General features: G+C 63.0%; 20 protein-coding genes. 11 read left to right on the top strand and 9 right to left on the bottom strand.

Annotated elements, in window-relative coordinates; translation table 11 throughout:
- Positions 1-34: 34 nt before the first annotated feature.
- From dnaQ to AC4GYS_RS03655, 4 genes are read right to left on the bottom strand one after another with little or no spacing between them, the layout of a single operon-like run.
- Entirely contained in the window at positions 35-751 is a 717-nt protein-coding gene (dnaQ, locus tag AC4GYS_RS03670) for a DNA polymerase III subunit epsilon (RefSeq protein WP_491107748.1), read from the bottom strand.
- Between the two features lie 7 nt (positions 752-758).
- Positions 759-1,352, bottom strand: coding sequence for a dephospho-CoA kinase (gene coaE / locus AC4GYS_RS03665; protein ID WP_491107747.1), 594 nt, complete (start codon positions 1,350-1,352; stop codon positions 759-761).
- Positions 1,349-2,203, bottom strand: coding sequence for a shikimate dehydrogenase family protein (locus AC4GYS_RS03660; protein WP_491107746.1), 855 nt, complete (start codon positions 2,201-2,203; stop codon positions 1,349-1,351). Before AC4GYS_RS03660 ends, coaE begins: the two co-directional genes overlap by 4 nt.
- Positions 2,200-2,784 (bottom strand): Maf family protein, encoded by a 585-nt coding sequence (locus AC4GYS_RS03655; RefSeq protein WP_491107745.1) that lies wholly within the window; start codon positions 2,782-2,784, stop codon positions 2,200-2,202. Before AC4GYS_RS03655 ends, AC4GYS_RS03660 begins: the two co-directional genes overlap by 4 nt.
- Positions 2,785-3,078: 294 nt before the next feature.
- Here AC4GYS_RS03655 and hemE point away from each other — a divergent pair, with 294 nt between their 5' ends.
- The 10 genes from hemE (at position 3,079) to AC4GYS_RS03605 (ending at position 12,579) form a co-directional block, all read left to right on the top strand.
- The gene (gene hemE / locus AC4GYS_RS03650) at positions 3,079-4,128 is read left to right on the top strand and encodes a uroporphyrinogen decarboxylase (RefSeq protein WP_491107744.1); all 1,050 of its coding nucleotides are present in this window, start codon (positions 3,079-3,081) and stop codon (positions 4,126-4,128) included.
- The gene (locus AC4GYS_RS03645) at positions 4,125-4,586 is read left to right on the top strand and encodes a CopD family protein (protein WP_491107743.1); all 462 of its coding nucleotides are present in this window, start codon (positions 4,125-4,127) and stop codon (positions 4,584-4,586) included. The genes hemE and AC4GYS_RS03645 overlap by 4 nt, the downstream gene beginning before the upstream one ends.
- Before the next feature lie 4 nt (positions 4,587-4,590).
- On the top strand, positions 4,591-4,995 hold the full coding sequence (locus AC4GYS_RS03640) for a hypothetical protein (protein ID WP_491107742.1): 405 nt from the start codon (positions 4,591-4,593) through the stop codon (positions 4,993-4,995).
- Between the two features lie 149 nt (positions 4,996-5,144).
- Positions 5,145-6,401, top strand: a complete 1,257-nt coding sequence (gene rho, locus AC4GYS_RS03635) for a transcription termination factor Rho (protein ID WP_491107741.1) — start codon at positions 5,145-5,147, stop codon at positions 6,399-6,401.
- A gap of 100 nt (positions 6,402-6,501) precedes the next feature.
- Positions 6,502-7,239: a YjbE family putative metal transport protein gene (locus AC4GYS_RS03630; protein WP_491107740.1), complete on the top strand. Its 738-nt coding sequence runs from the start codon at positions 6,502-6,504 to the stop codon at positions 7,237-7,239.
- A gap of 29 nt (positions 7,240-7,268) precedes the next feature.
- Positions 7,269-8,552 carry a tRNA uridine-5-carboxymethylaminomethyl(34) synthesis GTPase MnmE gene (mnmE, locus tag AC4GYS_RS03625; protein ID WP_491107739.1) on the top strand — a complete coding sequence of 428 codons (1,284 nt, stop codon included), beginning with the start codon at positions 7,269-7,271 and terminating at the stop codon, positions 8,550-8,552.
- 52 nt (positions 8,553-8,604) lie between these two features.
- Positions 8,605-10,287, top strand: a complete 1,683-nt coding sequence (mnmG, locus tag AC4GYS_RS03620; protein WP_491107738.1) for a tRNA uridine-5-carboxymethylaminomethyl(34) synthesis enzyme MnmG — start codon at positions 8,605-8,607, stop codon at positions 10,285-10,287.
- Positions 10,284-10,916 (top strand): 16S rRNA (guanine(527)-N(7))-methyltransferase RsmG, encoded by a 633-nt coding sequence (gene rsmG / locus AC4GYS_RS03615; protein WP_491107737.1) that lies wholly within the window; start codon positions 10,284-10,286, stop codon positions 10,914-10,916. The genes mnmG and rsmG overlap by 4 nt, the downstream gene beginning before the upstream one ends.
- The gene (locus AC4GYS_RS03610; protein ID WP_491107736.1) at positions 10,913-11,704 is read left to right on the top strand and encodes a ParA family protein; all 792 of its coding nucleotides are present in this window, start codon (positions 10,913-10,915) and stop codon (positions 11,702-11,704) included. The genes rsmG and AC4GYS_RS03610 overlap by 4 nt, the downstream gene beginning before the upstream one ends.
- The gene (locus tag AC4GYS_RS03605) at positions 11,701-12,579 is read left to right on the top strand and encodes a ParB/RepB/Spo0J family partition protein (RefSeq protein ID WP_491107735.1); all 879 of its coding nucleotides are present in this window, start codon (positions 11,701-11,703) and stop codon (positions 12,577-12,579) included. Before AC4GYS_RS03610 ends, AC4GYS_RS03605 begins: the two co-directional genes overlap by 4 nt.
- A gap of 1 nt (position 12,580) precedes the next feature.
- Here the strand turns inward: AC4GYS_RS03605 and holA are convergent, their stop codons facing one another.
- Genes holA through AC4GYS_RS03585 form a run of 4 tightly spaced genes read right to left on the bottom strand, consistent with a single transcriptional unit; the run spans position 12,581 to position 17,034 of the window.
- Positions 12,581-13,582, bottom strand: coding sequence for a DNA polymerase III subunit delta (holA, locus tag AC4GYS_RS03600; protein WP_491107734.1), 1,002 nt, complete (start codon positions 13,580-13,582; stop codon positions 12,581-12,583).
- Positions 13,579-14,079, bottom strand: a complete 501-nt coding sequence (gene lptE, locus AC4GYS_RS03595; protein ID WP_491107733.1) for an LPS assembly lipoprotein LptE — start codon at positions 14,077-14,079, stop codon at positions 13,579-13,581. The genes holA and lptE overlap by 4 nt, the downstream gene beginning before the upstream one ends.
- Positions 14,076-16,583 carry a leucine--tRNA ligase gene (gene leuS / locus AC4GYS_RS03590; RefSeq protein WP_491107732.1) on the bottom strand — a complete coding sequence of 836 codons (2,508 nt, stop codon included), beginning with the start codon at positions 16,581-16,583 and terminating at the stop codon, positions 14,076-14,078. Before leuS ends, lptE begins: the two co-directional genes overlap by 4 nt.
- Before the next feature lie 16 nt (positions 16,584-16,599).
- A complete protein-coding gene (locus tag AC4GYS_RS03585; RefSeq protein WP_491107731.1) occupies positions 16,600-17,034 on the bottom strand; it encodes a DUF3576 domain-containing protein in 435 nt (144 codons plus the stop codon).
- A 178-nt stretch (positions 17,035-17,212) separates the two neighbouring features.
- Here AC4GYS_RS03585 and AC4GYS_RS03580 point away from each other — a divergent pair, with 178 nt between their 5' ends.
- The gene (locus AC4GYS_RS03580; RefSeq protein WP_491107730.1) at positions 17,213-17,938 is read left to right on the top strand and encodes a porin; all 726 of its coding nucleotides are present in this window, start codon (positions 17,213-17,215) and stop codon (positions 17,936-17,938) included.
- A 39-nt stretch (positions 17,939-17,977) separates the two neighbouring features.
- Here AC4GYS_RS03580 and AC4GYS_RS03575 read toward each other — a convergent pair whose 3' ends face one another.
- Entirely contained in the window at positions 17,978-18,541 is a 564-nt protein-coding gene (locus AC4GYS_RS03575; protein ID WP_491107729.1) for a thiamine phosphate synthase, read from the bottom strand.
- Position 18,542: the final 1 nt, after the last annotated feature.

Here is an 18,542-nt window from a genome sequence, read left to right as displayed (position 1 = left end):
CGCTTTTTGCCTTGCACTCGGCAGCGCGGCCGCGTCAACTGGTCGCCGCGATCCCGAAGCTTGGGACCCTGGACCAGAGCGGTTCCTTCAGCTTGGCCACGAATTGGGCGTGGCGCGCCAGCTCTTCAAGCGATGCCGCATGCGGGCGCGCCGGACGGACAGGCCGATGCGCCGGACTGCTGACGCGGATCTCTTCGGCAGCGGTCCGTACCGGCTCGGCGACCAGGCCAAGACCGATCTGCCGCCCACCGCTCAACTCGACATAGACCTGAGCCAGCAGCTGTGCATCCAGCAACGCCCCGTGCTTCACCCGCTGGCTGCGGTCGACCCCGAAACGGGAACAAAGCGCGTCCAAGCTGTGCTTCGCTCCCGGGTGCCGCGCCCGGGCCATCATCAAGGTGCACACCATCCGGCTGAGGCAGACCGGATCGCGCCCGCACCGCTCAAGCTCGGCGTTGAGGAAGCCGAAGTCGAAGGTGGCATTATGGGCAACCAGCGGAGAGTCGCCGATGAAATCAAGCAATTCTTCGGTCTTGTCGCCGAAGAGAGGCTTGTCCGAAAGGAAAATGGCGGACAGCCCGTGGACGGCCTCCGCTTCGGACGGCATCGACCGTTCGGGATTGAAATAAGCATGAAAGGTGCGACCGGTCTCACACCGGTTGATCATCTCGACGCAGCCGATTTCCACCATCCGGTCGCCACCGGCCGGGTTGGTGCCGGTGGTTTCCGTATCGAATACGATCTCGCGCATGAAAAGGTTATGCGCCTGCCGCCAGCCCCAGTCCAGCAAGGATCGCATCGACCTGGCGCTCCGTCGCTGCCAGTGACCCGCCCGTGTCGATGACGAAGTCTGCCCGCGCACGCTTGTCTGCGTCGGGAAGCTGTCGTTCGAGCATGGCTCGGAACTTGCGGTCGGTCATCCCGGTCCGGCCAAGCACGCGCTGCCGCTGAAGCGCGGCCGGCGCCGACACGACGATCACGCGGTCGAACGCATCCTCTCCACCAGTCTCGAACAGCAAGGGAATGTCGAACAGCAAAGCCGGGGCATCGGAATGCTCGTCAATAAAGCGCTCCCGCGCATCCTGGACCGCCGGATGAACCAGGGCTTCCAGCTCGGCCAACTTTTCTGGCCGGCTCAGGACGACCATGGACAAGGCATCGCGGTCGACTGCCCCGTTCCTGGTCGTGCCGGGAAAACGGTGCTCGATCGCCGATACCAGTTCGCCGCCGTAGCCCTGCAACTGACGGACGACCGCGTCCGCGTCGAAGACCGGCACACCGCGCTTTGCGAATATGGCGGCGACGGTGGACTTGCCCATGCCGATCGAACCGGTGAGCGCCAGGCGCTTCATGCGCTCAACAACTTGCGCAATTCCCGGTCGAGGTGGCGCGGAGCCGCAGCCCCGAAGAATAAGTGGAAGGAGGGAGCGGCCTGCGCCACCAGGATCTGCAAACCGTCCACGATCCTCAGGCCCCGCCGCCGCGCGTCTGCCAGCAGTGGGGTTTCCAGCGGGTGATATCCCATCTCGAGCACGATACCGTTCTCCCGAACGCAACCGGCGTCATAAGGCAAGGGCCCTCGCCCTGCCATGCCGAGCGGGGTGGCGTTGACGAGCAGATCGCAGGTCGGCAGCGGCTCGCCCCACGGAATCGAACGTACGTGCCGTTGATCCGCCTTGGCCAGGAACGCATCCAGGGCTACCCGGTTACGGGCTGCGACCATGACGGGATCATAGCCTAGGCTCATCAACACCCACGCCGTCGAATAGAGCATTGCTCCGCTGCCTAGCACCACGGCGGTCCGCGTAATTCTTTGCGCGGTTTCACCAGCGGGATGGCGCCGCCCGCCATCGAGCGTCAATAGCGGCTCGATCAGCCCGTGAATGTCGAAATTAAAGCCTTCCAGCCGACCTGAGCGCACTGTCGCGACATTGACCGGCTCAGGCGGAAAGCTGGGGTCGTGATGCTTGTGAACATGCGCAAGCGCCGCAAGCTTGTGCGGCATCGTGATATTGCACCCACGCCAATCAACATCTCGACGTCGCGTCTCGAAATAGGCGGCAAGCTGGTCGCCCGTAACCCGAACGGCGCGATAGTCTCCGGCTAGCTTCAGCTTATCGAGCCAGAAACGATGGATCAGGGGCGACTTGCTATGAGCGATGGGGTCGCCGATCACCTCGGCATACGGAATCGATGACGTCATGACGGCAGCAATCTGCGCTGCCGTAGTGCGCCCAGTAGAGGCAGCAGTGGCAGGCCAAGCACCGTGAAGTGATCGCCGCCGATGCGCTCGAACAATTGCACGCCGGGCCCCTCCAGCCGGAACACCCCTACACAATAGCTGACCTCTGGCCAGTCTGCCGCAAGGTAGCCATCGATGAACGCCTCGCTAAGGGGGCGGACCTGCAATCTTGCGGTGTGCGCTTCGGCCCATTCTATCTTGCCGTCCTTGGTCAGTGCGACCGCGCTGGTGAGCAACATGTCCTTGCCGGAAAAGAACCGCAGGTGGTCGGCTGCCTCCTCCACATCTCGCGGCTTGGAGAAACGCTGGCCCGCGACCGACACGAGGCTGTCGCTTCCGATCACCATGGCGCCGGTTTCACGTTTGCTTACGGAAAGCGCCTTCGCACCGGCCAACGCGACCGCCAGCGTTTCGTCGTCGCCGCCGTGTCCGCGCTTGATCTGCTCCTCGTCGACGTCCGGGGCCACAACCCGGAATTGAACTCCGGCATTCCGCAGCAGAGTGCGGCGGATCGGCGAGGTCGATGCAAGGACAAGGTCCATATTTGTTCCTGTGGAAAAGCCGGTGGTTTGCCTTAGCGCGGGTCAGGGGGCGGACCAAAGAGCGGTTTTGTCCCAAACTGGCTGCTGTTCTGCGGCGGATTCTATCCACGGCCCTCGGAAAACATCCCCAAGCTGTGAATCATGGGGGACGACACAATCGACTCGGCATCGTTGCTCGTACGGCGATTCGTCCACCCTGTTGGCAAAAGTGGGACGTGCGCCTATTCCCCGGCTTCCGCGAGCCTTCAAACAACAACTCCCTTTTTAAGAATCTATAAGAAAGAGAAGAGAAGGGTGGCCGCTCTCCCCGCAACTGAACCGACCGATAAACCGCTTCTGGCCGTACTGCGGGGCGAACGCCGCGATCCGCCGCCCGTGTGGATGATGCGTCAGGCCGGTCGCTACCTGCCAGAGTATCGTGAGCTGAGGGCAGCCAAAGGCGGCTTCCTCTCCATGGTCTACGATCCGGAGGCGGCGGCCGAGATCACCTTGCAGCCGCTGCGCCGCTTTCCACTCGACGCGGCAATCCTGTTTTCCGACATCTTGATCGTGCCCCATGCGCTCGGCATGGAATTGAGCTTTGTCGCCGGCGAGGGCCCACGGCTTGCCCCTCCGCTTGCGAATGCGGTGCTGGACGGCCTCCAGGGCGCGCCACAGCACCTCGAAGCAATCTACGCTACCGTGCGTCGGGTAAGGGCCCAACTCGCGCCTGAGACGACCTTCCTGGGCTTTGCCGGGAGTCCGTGGACGGTCGCGACTTACATGGTTGCCGGCGAAGGCAGCCGCGACCAGGTCGAAGCCAGAACCATGGCCTATCAGGATCCAGGCCGATTCGGCGCCATCATCGCCGCGGTCGAAGAAGTGACGCTTACCTACCTCATCGGCCAGGCCGACGCCGGCGTCGATGCGGTGCAGTTCTTCGACAGTTGGTCTGGAAGTCTCGCTCCAATGGAGTTCGAGCGCTGGGTCATTGCCCCGACCGCCCGGATCGTCGAACGGCTGCGGGCGGCGCGGCCACAGCTGTCGATCATCGGCTTCCCCAAGGGAGCCGGCGGAAAGCTGTCCGCCTATGCTCGCGAAACCGGCATCGACGCGCTCGGCCTCGACGAAACGGTTGATCCGGTCTGGGCGCATTCCGTCCTGCCCGACGGCTTGCCGGTCCAGGGCAATCTCGACCCGCTGGCGCTGATTGCGGGTGGCGCTGCCCTCGAACAATCGGTTGAACGGATACTACGTTCGCTTGAGGACCGGCCGCACGTGTTCAACCTGGGGCACGGCATTCAGCAGACCACGCCCATTGCGCATGTGGAACAACTGCTGCGCCTGTTGGGCAAGACGCTATGAGCGGCCTGCTTGCTTATTCCGGCTGGCTTGGCGCGGCCTATCCGTGGGTCAAGGCGGCGCATGTCACCTTTGTGATCTTCTGGATCGCGGGCCTGTTCCTGCTGCCCCGCTTCTACGTCTATCATCATGCGACCACGCCTGGGTCGGCGGAGGACCGGGCCTGGATCGAGCGTGAGCAGCGCGCCCGATCGATCATTCTTACGCCGGCGATGGTCATCGTATGGCTGTTGGGGCTGGCGCTCGCTTTTCATCTCGGGGCATGGGGTCAGGTCTGGTTCTCAGCCAAGCTCGCCCTCGTAGTTGCGTTGACCGGCTATCAGGGGTGGATGGGTGCGTATGGGCGCAAGCTGGCCGCCGGAGCGCGACCCTTGGAGAACCGCACCCTTCGGATCATGAACGAGATACCGGGCATTGCGACTGCGATCATCGTGGTGCTGGTGATCGTAAAGCCCTTCTAAGCCAGTGAAAGAAATCCTCCTGCCGCTCTGGCTTGCGGTGGCTTGGATCGTGGTGATCTACCTAGCCGGTTTCGGACTTACGGGCATGATGCGGCCCCGCCTTGCAAGGAAGTTTCTTTTCGGCTTCGCCCAAAGCCGGAAGAGCAACGCGTTCGAAGCCGTTTGCCGCGGAACTGCGGGCTTGGCATTCGCGCAACTCGACGATTATCTTGACTGGCACGGGTGGGCGCGCCTGCTCGGGGGTTTTCTGATTTTGACCGCGGCGCTGATGCTGCTGTTCCCCGGATACCACCAGCGCTTGGCTCCACGCCTCGTGGGCTCTGTGGTCGGCTATATGCCCTTGGTCGGTCTTGCGTCGATTGTGTCGGCAGCGGTGCTGGCCTTTGCCCTTATCGCGGGGCTGGAATGAGGCATTGTTGACTTGCGCAACGCGGGGACATAGTCCCGCTCCTATACGGCCGCACCGGCCCGTATCCCCTTCGCCGGTGTGACCGCCTTCCTTGTTGCGGTCTTGTTTCAGCCGTCCGGCTATCCTTCCCGAGAAACTCCAGGTTCCCCATGCATCTCAAAGACTTGAAGCAAAAATCGCCCGCTGAGCTTGTGGCTCAGGCTGAAGAGATGGGGGTCGAGGGCGCCTCTACTCTGCGCAAGCAGGACCTGATGTTCTCGATCCTGAAGGTGCGGGCCGAAAGCGGCGCCGAAATCATCGGGACGGGCACCATCGAGGTGCTGAACGACGGCTTTGGTTTCCTTCGGTCGCCCGAGGCGAATTACCTGGCCGGCCCGGACGATATCTATGTCACGCCGCAGATTGTCCGCCGCTACGGCCTTAGGACCGGCGATACCGTCGAAGGTGAGATCCGCGCCCCCAAGGACGGCGAACGCTACTTCGCACTGACCAAGGTCAATCAGGTCAATTACGACGACCCCGATGCGGTACGCCATCGGGTCAATTTCGATAATCTGACGCCGCTCTACCCCGACAGCAAGTTGCGTCTCGACACGCTCGATCCGACCATCAAGGACAAGAGCGCGCGGGTGATCGACATCGTCGCTCCGCTCGGCAAGGGCCAGCGCGCGCTGATCGTCGCTCCGCCGCGGACCGGCAAGACCGTCTTGCTGCAGAATATCGCCCGAGCGATCACCGACAATAACCCCGAAGTGTTCCTGATCGTGCTGCTGATCGACGAGCGGCCCGAGGAAGTCACTGACATGCAGCGATCGGTGAAGGGTGAGGTAATTAGTTCGACCTTCGACGAGCCGGCCTCGCGCCACGTGCAAGTCGCGGAAATGGTGATCGAAAAGGCAAAGCGCCTGGTCGAGCACAAGAAGGACGTCGTTATCCTCCTCGACTCCATCACCCGCCTGGGGCGCGCCTACAATACGGTCGTGCCGAGCTCAGGCAAGGTGCTGACCGGCGGCGTCGACGCGAACGCCCTGCAAAGGCCGAAGCGCTTCTTTGGTGCCGCCCGCAACATCGAAGAGGGTGGCTCGCTGTCCATCATCGCCACCGCGCTGATCGATACCGGGTCCAAGATGGACGAGGTCATTTTCGAAGAGTTCAAGGGCACCGGCAACAGTGAGATCGTGCTCGACCGCAAGGTCTCGGACAAGCGCATCTTCCCGTCGCTGGACGTCGGCAAGTCCGGTACCCGCAAGGAAGAGTTGCTGGTCGACCAGGCCATCCTAACCAAGATGTGGGTGCTTCGCCGGATCCTCATGCAGATGGGCACGGTCGATGCGATGCAATTCCTTCTCGACAAGATGAAGGATGCGAAGTCGAATGAAGATTTCTTTGCGTCGATGAATCAATAATCTGGTCCGCGCCTTTGCTTTTTACTCACGAGTGGGAGCCAGGCGCGGCGTTGCCCGTTCCCGCTAGCTGCTCGTTATTCCATAAAGTCGGAGAAATCTGTTGCTTGATCTGATCCTTTCCAGCGCATCGGCGGCGGTGAGCGCGGTCCCTGCGGGGTTCGGCGGACCGGCCGACATCTGGGCGTCGATCATCAAGGATTTCTCCAACATCACGGAGCCGGCGGCGTTCTCCGCCTTCATCCAGGTGTTGATGATCGACCTCGTGCTGGCGGGCGATAACGCAATCGTCGTCGGCGCACTGGCCGCTGGTCTTCCGGCCGAGCAGCGCAAGAAGGTCATTCTGATCGGCGTACTTGCAGCACTGGTGTTGCGTATCCTGTTCGCGCTGATCGTTACTCAGCTCCTGCAGATTGTTGGCCTGATTCTGGTCGGCGGACTCCTCCTGTTGTGGGTCGCTTGGAAGATGTGGCGCGAGCTTCGCCACACCGGTGAAAGCGCGGGCTCACCGGAAGTCGCAGGTGACGAGCACAGCGGCCTCCGTCCCGCCAAGAGCTTCGCTGGTGCCGCCTGGGCGGTCGCTGTTGCCGACGTCAGCATGAGCCTGGACAATGTCCTGGCAGTGGCCGGCGCGGCGCGCGATCATCCCGGGATCCTGATCGTCGGCTTGATCTTTGCGGTTGCCTTGATGGGCCTCGCCGCGAACATCATCGCCCGGTACATCGAACGTTACCGCTGGATCGCCTACGTGGGCCTCGCAGTCATCCTGTGGGTTGCTGTAAAGATGATCTACGATGGCTGGATCGATCCGCAGGTCGGCCTCGGGCGCTTGTTCGCCTGAGCGGTATTCCGATTTCAAGTGAGCGGTTGATGGCCGACACCATCTTCGCTCGCTCCAGCGGATCGCCGCCGGCGGCCATTGCGGTCATTCGGATTAGTGGATCGAAAGCGCACGAAGCCGGCGCAGCCCTGTGCGACGGCCCCATCCCACCAGCGAGAAACTTTGCGCTTCGTGTCTTGCGCTCGCCCCAGGGTATCGTGCTGGATGAGGCGTTGGTGCTCCGGTTCGACGCCCCGGCCAGCGCGACGGGGGAGGACCTGATCGAACTCCATTGTCACGGCGGTCGAGCGGTGGTGGCCGCGGTGCTGAACGCGCTTGGGGAAATCACAGGCCTGCGGCAGGCGGAGCCAGGCGAGTTCACGCGCAGGGCGCTCGCCAACGGGCGGTTGGATCTCACGGAAGCGGAAGGACTGGCCGACCTTCTGCAGGCCGAAACCGAAGCGCAGCGCAGGGCGGCAGCCTCGATTGCCGGTGGGGCCGTTCGCCGCCAGATCATTGAATGGCGCCGCCAACTGGTCGAACTTTCTGCCCGCGCCGAGGCAGCGATCGATTATGTTGGGGACGAGGACGAAACGTCGCTCGACGTAGGTGGGCTGATTTCTGACGCACATCGTCTGGCCGATGAGATGCAGGAATGGCTTGACCGGCCACGGTCCGAGCCTCTCAATCATGGCCTCCGGGTCGTGCTGGCGGGACCTCCAAATGCGGGCAAGTCGAGCTTGCTCAATGCCCTGACCGGGAGCGACCGGGTCATCGTCAGCGCGGAGGCGGGGACGACCCGCGATGTGGTCGAGGTCCGCGTGTCGTTAGAGGGTTATCCCTTAATTCTTGTCGACACTGCCGGTCTTAGAGAGGTTGAGGCCGGCGTTGAAGCAGAAGGCATCCGGCGCGCACGGGATCAAACCGACATCGCGGACATGGTGCTTTGGTTGGGAACACCCGAGCAAGCCCCAGAACATAATCGACTTGTTCAGGTTCACCCACAGGCGGATCGACCTGGGCGGCAATCTCCACCGCCGGGTGCTTTGGCCGTGTCGGCTGTTACAGGATCTGGATTAAGTAAGCTAGCCGCCGAAATCATCGCTCATGCGCAGGTGATATTGCCCTCCGATGGCGAGATTCCGTTGAATGAGCGGCAAGCTCAACATGTTCGTGAGACGGTCGAAGACCTGCGGGTAGAGGCCCAGTCGAGCATTGTTTTGGTGGCAGAGCATCTTCGCGGAGCCAGAATGGCGCTTGATCGGGTGACGGGGTTGAGCTGCCTCGACGATATGTTAGACGCTCTCTTCTCCCGTTTCTGTCTAGGCAAATAATCTGGTCAGTAGCCTTTGTTTCACGTGGAACACTGCGGCTCAAAGCGCGAAAATGTATGACGTTGTTGTAATTGGCGCAGGACATGCGGGGTGCGAAGCCGCTTCAGCTGCGGCGCGCCGAGGCGCGCGTACCGCACTGCTGACATTCCGTGCATCGGACTTGGGCCAAATGAGCTGTAACCCATCAATTGGTGGGGTCGGAAAGGGCCATCTCGTTCGAGAGTTGGACGTATTCGACGGGCTGATGGCTCGGGCGGCGGACCAAGCAACCATCCATCGCCGCATGCTGAACCGCAGCAAAGGTCCCGCCGTGTGGGGTCCCAGGGTGCAGGCGGACCGGACATTGTACGCAGACGCGGTTCGCAAGCTGCTTCCAAGACCATATTTGGACCTGCTGGTCGGCGAAGCTGTCAGCCTCCAGGAAAAGAATGGGCGCGTCGAAGGCGTGGCGCTCGGCGACGGATCGCTGCTACCGTGCCGAGCGCTCGTCGTTGCCACCGGCACGTTCCTCGACGCCCGCATCTTCATCGGTGAGCGGAGCGAAGTTGCCGGGCGGCGAGGGGAGGGATCGGCCGTCGCGCTTGGCGCGCAACTCAGGGAGATTGGTCTTGGCAGCGGCAGGCTAAAAACCGGCACCCCGCCGCGGCTCGATGGGCGCACCATCGACTGGGGTCGGCTGGAAGAGCAGCCTAGCGATCGCGATCAGTGGCGCATGAGCAGCCATCCCGAAGAAAATGAGGCGCCTGCTCAACTCCGCTGCTCCATTACCCGCACAAACGCCCGCACCCATCAGACGATTGCCGAGGCCTTTGATCGCTCGCCCCTTTTCTCTGGCTCGATTGAGGGAAGGGGACCGCGCTATTGTCCGTCGATCGAGGACAAGATTCGCCGGTTCGAGGATCGGGACGGCCACCAGATTTTCCTTGAGCCGGAGGGTCTGCGGTCGCCGATCGTCTACCCTAATGGGATCTCGACCTCGCTGCCCGAGGACATACAGCGAGACTTCATCAAAACCATCAAAGGCTTGGAACGGGCGGAGATATTGCGGCCGGGCTACGCTGTCGAATACGAATATGTCGATCCGCGTAATCTCCGGAGCACTCTGCAAACGCGCCAATATGACGGGCTGTTTCTTGCCGGCCAGATTAATGGGACAACCGGTTATGAAGAAGCTGCCGCGCAAGGGTTGGTAAGCGGGCTCAACGCTGCTGCCTATGCGCTGGGTGAAGACGAAGTCCTCTTCGATCGGCGATCGAGCTATATCGGGGTAATGGTGGATGATCTGACCCTGCAAGGTGTCTCGGAACCATACCGGATGATGACGGCGCGGGCCGAGTATCGTTTGAGTCTTCGCGCGGACAATGCGGTGGCTCGTTTAGGATGCGCGGCGCTCCAGTCAGGCGCCGTCGGGCCCGAGAGAGCTAAGCAGATTGAAAAGCATCTCCACTTTCGGACCACGGAAGCGTTCCGAGCGAGCGAGGAAGGACAAGCTGATCTGCTTTATGCCCCATATGTGGAGCGGCAGCATCGGGAATGGGCGGCGATCGACAGAGACCGCTCGGTGATAATTCCGGACAGCTTTGAATATCGGTCGATTCCTGGCCTGTCGTCCGAGATGGTCGAACGACTGGAAGCGGCCTCGCCGGAGCGGTTAGACCAAGCGTCACGAGTTCCCGGGGTAACGCCGGCTGCGCTCTCTGCTCTGTACCTCGCCTTATCTCGCGCCGCCGCATGATCGATCGGTTAACGGCGCTGTCAGGACGAGATGTTTCACGTGAAACATTGGCAAAGCTTGAGAGGTTTACCGAGCTTCTGCTCTCTGAGAATGATGCGCAGAATTTGATCTCGACTTCCACCGTCGATGACATTTGGGACCGGCATATTGCAGATTCTGCCCAGCTCAGTTCGTTCGCGCCGAGCGATGGAACCTGGCTCGACATCGGGGCTGGCGCAGGTTTGCCGGGCGTGGTTCTTGCAATCCTGACTGCGCAGCCAATTGTGCTAGTCGAACCAAGGAAATTGAGGGCGGCCTTCCTGCAACGCTGCGTGACCGACCTGGGCCTGACCAACGCCCGCGTAGAATGTGCGAAAGCCGAGCGTGTTTCGGGCTCGTTCGATGTCGTAACGGCGAGAGCGGTAGCCTCCCTGGATCGACTGTTTGCGATGGGGCTTCACTTGTCCCATGAATGCACGCGATGGATCCTGCCAAAAGGGCGTAGCGGCGCAAAGGAACTGGCAGAGGCCAGGCAGAACTGGCAGGGTGAGTTCCGCATAGAGCGAAGCGCTACCGATCCCGACGCCGTGATCGTGGTTGCCGAACGTGTCAGGCCCAGACATGGGCGTAGGGGTGGGACATCCGCATGATCCGGATCGCGGTTGCAAATCAGAAGGGCGGCGTCGGCAAAACGACAACCGCAATCAATCTTGCCACTGCACTTGCTGCGACTGGATTGAAAGTTCTTCTTCTCGACCTCGATCCACAGGGAAATGCGTCGACCGGTCTAGGGCTGAACCATGCGGATCGTCAGCATAGTAGCTACGATCTGTTGCTGGGTGAGGCGACGCTGGACGCGGCAGTGGTGCCCAGTCGGGTGCCAAGACTGGACTTGTTGCCGGCGACCCAGGATCTGTCCGGCGCCGAGGTGGAATTGGTTGGTTACGACCGCCGCACCCATCGACTGGCCGATGCGCTGGATGCCGCAACAGACGGCAGGTGGGACGTTTGCCTGATGGATTGCCCGCCATCGCTTGGTCTTTTGACGGTCAACGCGCTGGTGGCAGCGCGTAAATTGCTGGTCCCGTTACAATGTGAATTCTTTGCCTTGGAGGGGTTGAGCCAATTGCTGCAGACAGTGGAGCGCGTCCGCGCGGGCTTCAATCCTGAACTCTCGATCCTTGGGGTGGCGCTGACCATGTTCGACCGGCGCAACAGTCTTTCGCGCCAGGTCGCGGAAGATGTCCGCGCATGCCTTGGCAGCGCGGTGTTCGATACCGTGATCCCACGTAACGTCCGGCTATCGGAAGCGCCGAGCCATGGGTTGCCGGCGCTGATCTACGATCTTCGTTGTTCGGGCAGCGAAGCCTATGTTCGACTGGCGCGAGAGGTCATTGCCAGGCTTCCCAGGTCGACACCCACCGCGGAGGCGGCATGAGCGAGCAGCGCGCACGCGGACTTGGGCGTGGGCTATCGGCCCTGCTGGGCGACGCCCCCGATAGCGGGGAAGGGGCGGGCCGGGGGGGCATCCGCGAAATCGATGTGGCTTCCATCGTCCCGAACCCGCAGCAGCCGCGCCGGCATTTCGCCGAGGAAGCGATTGCCGAACTGGCGGACTCGATCTCGCGCCGCGGCGTCCTGCAGCCGATCCTGGTGCGGGATAGGGGGAACGGCACTTACGAGCTAATCGCCGGGGAGCGGCGTTGGCGGGCGTCGCAACGCGCGCAACTCCACCGTATTCCCGCGATCATTCGGGAATTTGACGCAGGAACCACCGCCGAAGTTGCGCTAATCGAGAACATTCAGCGCGAAAACCTTAACGCGCTGGAAGAGGCAGATGCCTACGCCCAGCTGATCAGCAGTTACGGTCATACGCAGGACGCCCTTGCCAATCTGGTCGGAAAATCCCGCAGTCACGTCGCTAACCTATTGAGATTGCGGGATCTTCCCGAGTTCGTTCGAGACTCCCTGCGTCGGGGCGATATCAACATGGGGCACGCCCGGGCGGTCGCTGCTGCGGAGGATCCGGAGGCGCTAACCCGGCGCATCATTGCCGACGGCCTATCCGTCCGGCAGGCGGAGCAGCTGACCAAGTCAGCACGGCCAGGGGGACGGCAAGAGAAGGGTGCGGGGACGCGCCAATCTGCGGACGGAGATGCCGACATCCAGGCTCTTGAACGGCAGCTGGGCGACCTGCTGGGCCTCAAAGTGAAGATCATTGCGAAAGGTGGAGCAGGCACGGTGGGCCTGCACTTCTCGAACCTCGATCAGCTGGATCTGATCTGCCAGCGTCTTTCCGGCGAACCGATCTAATCTAGCGGCGCGAAGAGCGCGCGATCCTGACCAGCTCTTCGCCCAACGCTGCGCGTTCCGGAGGTGAGCGAAGGAGGAGTTCGCGCTCAAGTTGAGCAATCTGCTCTAGCAAACGCGAGAGGCGTTCACTTGACCATCGCGGTAGGGCTGTGGCGGCAACCGTCTTGTCCCTCTTCCACGCTGACGCCATGACGGCATCGACGCGCTGACCGGAATCGATCTTCGACTGCAACCCCGCCAGCATCAGCGCGCGTCGCTGGAGCGCGCGCATGACGGGAATTGCGTCGGCGGAACCAGCAGCGATCTGATCGAGCTCCTGAACCAGCCGCGCGACGTCGCCCGAAAGGGCAAGGTCACCGGCACGACCGTTATCTGCTTCGGACGCATCCGCGCCGAGCACTTCCACCACATCTTCTGTCAGGTCGCCGGGCGCGTTCGTATCAACATTCAGATAGAGCGCAAACTTGGCCAACTCCTGAGTGATGATTGCGCGATCGTTCGCCGCCTGGGACGCGATCCGCGATGCCAGGGGCGGGTCAATTCGCAGGCCGAATTGCCGACCGATCTCCGCGACAAGGCGGTCGGCATCGCGACCCTCGGGCATGAAGGACTGATGCGCAATCGCATGTTTATGGCCTTCGACCAGCTTTAACAGGCCAGAGGTCTTCTTCAGCGCCCCAGCAACGATCACCACAATGTGATCGGTTTGCGCCGCGTCCAGCACCGCTTCAACGGCAGGAAGGACCTCTTCTCCCGCCGGTTCGACCCACAATAATTGCGCCGAACCAAACATCGAGATGGCACATGCCTCGGAAGCGAGTGCGCCAGCATCACTCCGCAGCGAGGCGCCCGTAAGGCTGCGCTTCTCCGCTCCAAGGCTGCGCAGCAATTGTGATGCTAACGCGCGGGAACCGGCCTCGTCCGGACCGTAGAACAGGTAAAGCCGCAGGCGTGGATCGGGACGCTCGGCCGCGCCGGGGAATTGACCGCGCGCCGACTTCACCGCGACCGAGGCGCGCGGGTCGCGAACAGTGCCAGACGGGCAACGATCTGGTCGGCGATGATCTGACTCAGCCGTTCGGCAGCCGTCTGCTCGGCGGCGACAGTCGCATATTCCGATCCGACCACGTCGATCCCCGCGTCGGATCCAGCGGTCGCGTCAAGCACAACTTGCCCCGTGGCCGCATCAATCAAGCGGTAACGCGCCCGCAGCGTTCGACGCTCTCGCGTAGCGCCGGAATCGCCGCGGATACCGAAGCCGGTGATGTCGTCGTCCAGCTCCGCCTCGAGACGGTAGCGAGCAGCGCCGCTTTCCGGCTCACCCAGACGATCGACCAAAGCGGTCCGCACCAACCATCCGACCTGGCCCTCGATCGGCGCGACAGAGATGGTTCGCAATGACGTTGCGACCACGCCCTGCGAACCGTCGGCATACAGAGGGCGAAGGCCGCAACCCGACAGGCCTACTGCCAACAACAGGAGGGGAAGGGGGCGGATCACAGGACGATGTTCACAAGCTTGTCGGGAACCACGATCACTTTCCTGGGCTCAGCGCCTTCCACCAGCCGCAGGATTTTCTCGGTTCCAAGCGCCAATTCCTGCAACCTGCCGCGGTCCAGTCCGCGCGGGGCGACAAGGGTGTCGCGCAGCTTGCCGTTCACCTGGATCGCGACCGTGACTTCATCGTCGACCAGCAGGGCGGGGTCGTGCGCCGGCCAAGCCTGATCGACGATGAGATCGCTGTTGCCGAGCACCGCCCAGGCTTCCTCCGCCAGGTGGGGCGCCATGGGCGCAACGAGCAGTATCAGCGTGCGGACGGCTTCGCTGCGGGTCGCACTCGACTTGGCCTTCTCGATCGCATTGGTGAGCTCGTAAAGGGCCGCCACCGCCTTGTTGAACTGCAACGCTTCGATCGCCTGGCCGACCGCCGCGATTGCCTTGTGGAGGCGGCGGGCAAGATCGCGGTCGTCGCCGCTGCCAATGCTTTGGGTCGTTGCCAGGCGCCACACGCGCTGAACGAAACGGGCGGCACCCTCAATGCCGCCGATCGACCATTCAAGATCGCGCTCGGGCGGCGAGTCCGATAGCATGAACCACCGCACTGCATCCGCGCCGTAGCGGTCGACGATGGGTTCCGGATCGACCGTATTCTTCTTCGACTTGGACATCTTCTCGACCCGGCCGGCCGTAACCGGGAGACCGCTTTCGATGTGGATCCAGTCATCCCCCTCGCGCCGAACCTGATCGGGACTCAACCAGCTTCCGTCGCCAGCCTTGTATGTTTCGTGGGTCACCATCCCCTGGGTGAAAAGGCCCTTGAACGGCTCGGCCATGCCTATCTGGCCGATCTTCTGCAGGGCCCGGGTCCAGAACCGGGCGTAAAGCAGGTGCAAAATCGCATGCTCGACCCCGCCGATATATTGCGCAACCGGCAACCAGGCCTCGGCCTCGGCCCGGTCGAACGGCCTGTCGCCGGGCTGGCTTGCGAAGCGGATGAAATACCAGCTGGAATCGACGAAGGTGTCGAGCGTATCGGTTTCGCGCGACGCCTGGCCGCCGCAGCCGGGGCAGGTCACGCGGCGCCACCCGTCATGGCGGTCTAGCGGATTGCCCGGGACGTCGAAGCTGACGTCTTCGGGCAGGACGACCGGCAACTGCTTACGCGGCACGGGCACGGCGCCGCAGCGATCGCAATGGATGATGGGGATCGGCGTTCCCCAATAGCGCTGGCGGCTGACCCCCCAATCGCGCAGTCGATATTGCGTGGAGCCCTTGCCCCAACCGGCGCTTTCGGCCTGACGGATAATCTCGGCCGTGGCCGCGTCGGTGGTCATGCCGTCGAGGAAACGAGAGTTGACTGCAACGCCTGAACCGGTTTCGGCCTCGGTGACTGAAAGGCCCGCATCATTGACGCTGGCGGCGACGACTCGGCGGATGGGCAGCTTGTACTTGGTCGCGAATTCGAAGTCGCGGGCGTCGTGGCCCGGCACCCCGAACAGTGCGCCGGTCCCGTAATCCATCAACACGAAGTTCGCGATCCACACCGGGAGGCGCCAGCTGGGATCGAGCGGGTGGACGACCTCCAGCCCGGTGTCGAAACCCAGCTTCTCGGCCGTTTCGATCTCGGCGGCGGTGGTCCCGCCCAACCGGCATTGCGCGATGAATTCCGCGACATCGGGCCGCTGGGTTGCAAGCTGCTCCGCGATCGGATGTCCGGGTGAGATCGCCACGAAACTGGACCCGAAGATCGTATCCGGGCGAGTGGTGAAAACGTCGATGTCGCCGGCGCCGTCCGCGCGTTGGAACGCGAACCGGAGGCCGCGGCTCTTGCCGATCCAGTTTTCCTGCATCAGCCGAACCTTGTCGGGCCACTGATCGAGGTCGCCCAGGCCCTGCAGCAGATCTTCGGCGAAATCGGTGATCCTGAGGAACCACTGGCTGAGCTTGCGCCGCTCGACGGGTGCTCCGGAGCGCCAGCCGCGCCCGTCGATCACCTGTTCGTTCGCAAGCACGGTCATGTCGACCGGATCCCAGTTGACCTCCGATTCCTTGCGATAGACCAGCCCGGCCTGGAACAGGTCGAGGAACAGCGCCTGTTCATGCCCATAATAGTCGGGCTCGCAGGTCGCGAGTTCGCGGCTCCAATCCAGCGCGAAGCCGAGCCGCTTCAATTGTGCGCGCATGGTGGCGATGTTCTGGCGGGTCCAATCGCCGGGATGGACCTGCCGCTCCATTGCCGCATTTTCAGCCGGCATGCCGAAGGCGTCCCACCCCATCGGATGGAGGACTTCCATACCCTGCATCCGGCGAAAACGGGCCAGCACGTCGCCCATGGTGTAGTTGCGCACGTGACCCATGTGGATCCGCCCCGACGGATAGGGGAACATCTCAAGCACATAGCTTTTGGGCTTGGGACTGGCGCTGTTGGCGCGGAAACAGCCCGCCGATTCCCACCGCTCCTGCCAGCGGGAGTCGCTCGCCGCCGGATCGAAACGGTCGGTCATGAAGTCTCCGTGTGAGTTAGCCGGCGATGGTCGCGCGGCGGATGTCGCGGGCGCGGGTCAGGATCACGTCCTCAAGCTTCTGGACTGTGGCGGCGCTGACCGGGGCGTCCACCCACTGGCCGCCCTGATTAACCTGGCGGCTGGCAGCGACGCGCAAGGCATCGGCGCGCAGTTCTTGGTCGAGGATGGAGACGGTCAGCTTGACCCGCTCGCCCGGGCTGTTCGGATTCGCGTACCAGTCGGTGACGATTACGCCGCCGTTGCTGTCGGCGGTAATCAGCGGTGCGAAGCTCAATGTGTCGATCGCTGCGCGCCACAAATAGGTGTTCACGCCGATCGACGTCAGCCGCGACGGCGCAAGGTCGACCGGAGCCGAACGATTGCGCGCACAGCCCGCGGAGAGCAGCGCCAAGGGAATCAGCGCGGCGGAAAGGAAACGGGTGCGGTTCATCGACGATCCTGCTTCGTGGCAAAAGGGATTGGCGGCGTTTATAGGCGCTGGGCGGAGCGCCGCAAGGGAGAGCGCGTCCACGCCGGGTTGTGGATTCAATGTCACATTGCGGTACGATTCCGGGAAGTGTCGTGGAACATTCATATGGCCGGGGCTATATGAACTTCACAGGGAGTGAATGGACTCGATGATCAGGGGCCGGATCAGCAAGGGAAAATTGGCGGTGGCACTTGCCACGGCCAGCCTTCTGCTGCCTGCGACCGTGGTCATCGCGGCGCCGTCCAAGAGCGGCGACAAGCCCCCCGCCGTGGCCTTGAGCTTCGAGCGGAGCTTCACACCTGCCCAGGCCGATCCCCGCCTTGCGGCCGCATTGGCAAGCCGGCCGGCTTTGGCCAGCGACTTCGGATTCACGCCGGCGGCGTCCAAGCGGCGTCCAAGCCAGGTTCGCGTGGCAATTCGTGCGCGTGCAGCGACTCCTGCCCAGGCGCGGGACGTGGCGGTCCGTTCGACGGCGGAAGGCGTGTCGCTTACTCCGGCCAGCTACAATCTTGGCGTTGCGGTCGGTTGGCGGCGGTTCGCCGTCTCCGGCGACGTCGCCAAGGGTTCGGCTGCCAACCCGGCACTCGGCAGCCGCGAAGGCGCAGCTGTTGGCGTGAGCTATAATTTGAAGCGGTTCACCGGCCGCGTAGCCGCCAGCGCGGATCGCCCGGACGGCCGCGCCTCGACCGCGCTCGCGAACAACAGCACCTACGCACTCGACGTGGGCGGTGCCTATAATCTGTCGAGCAAGGTCGCGGTCACGGGTGGTGTTCGCTACAAGATCGAACGCGAGAAGATCGCCACCTTCTCCGACCAGCGGCGTGACAGCCAGGCGGTCTACGTCGGCACCGCCATAAAATTCTAAGGCTGAGCCGCCGAGCCGCACGAGCGGATCCGCAGCGATCTAGCCTGGCGTGAGACACGACGAAGCCGGGCCTTTGTAAGACAGCCAGCAGTCAATGCCCGCATAGCCGTGGAAACCCGGCCCAAGCTCACTTATTCGCTGCCGATCCATCCCGCCCAGTGCAACGGCGGGACAGCCTGCAAGTCGAGCGAACCTCAGCGCTTCTGCTTTGCCCAAGGCCGACGCGCCGACATGGGAGCGGGTGGGGAACACAGGCGACACGAACACCAGCGCCGCTCCATCCTGCCTGGCCCGAAGTGCCTCGGCCTCAGTGTGCACGGCGCGGGAGAAGGGCAGCGTCCCCGGCCGGTCGGGGTTATGGACCAAGCGTGCGCCTAGCCGCAGAGCAAGTTGTTCGTCCCGCGCCACGGCCAGCAGCGCTTCCCTCTCGCTGGCGGCCTGAGCCACCTGGCGGCCAAGCGCCGACCGTTGTGCCGATCCCAGCGAATAGTGCCGAAACACCACGCCTCCATGCCGCGGCAGCCGCGCGATCGCCGACCACAGCCGGTCGCCCATCCGCTCATCCGTCATCAGCCATTCACGCGGCCAGCGTTGCGTGCTCATG

The sequence above is a fragment of the Sphingomonas sp. SP1 genome, assembly GCF_058313395.1.
The sequence above is the reverse complement of the archived record's forward strand: the minus strand, read 5'-3'. Positions and strand labels throughout refer to the sequence as shown.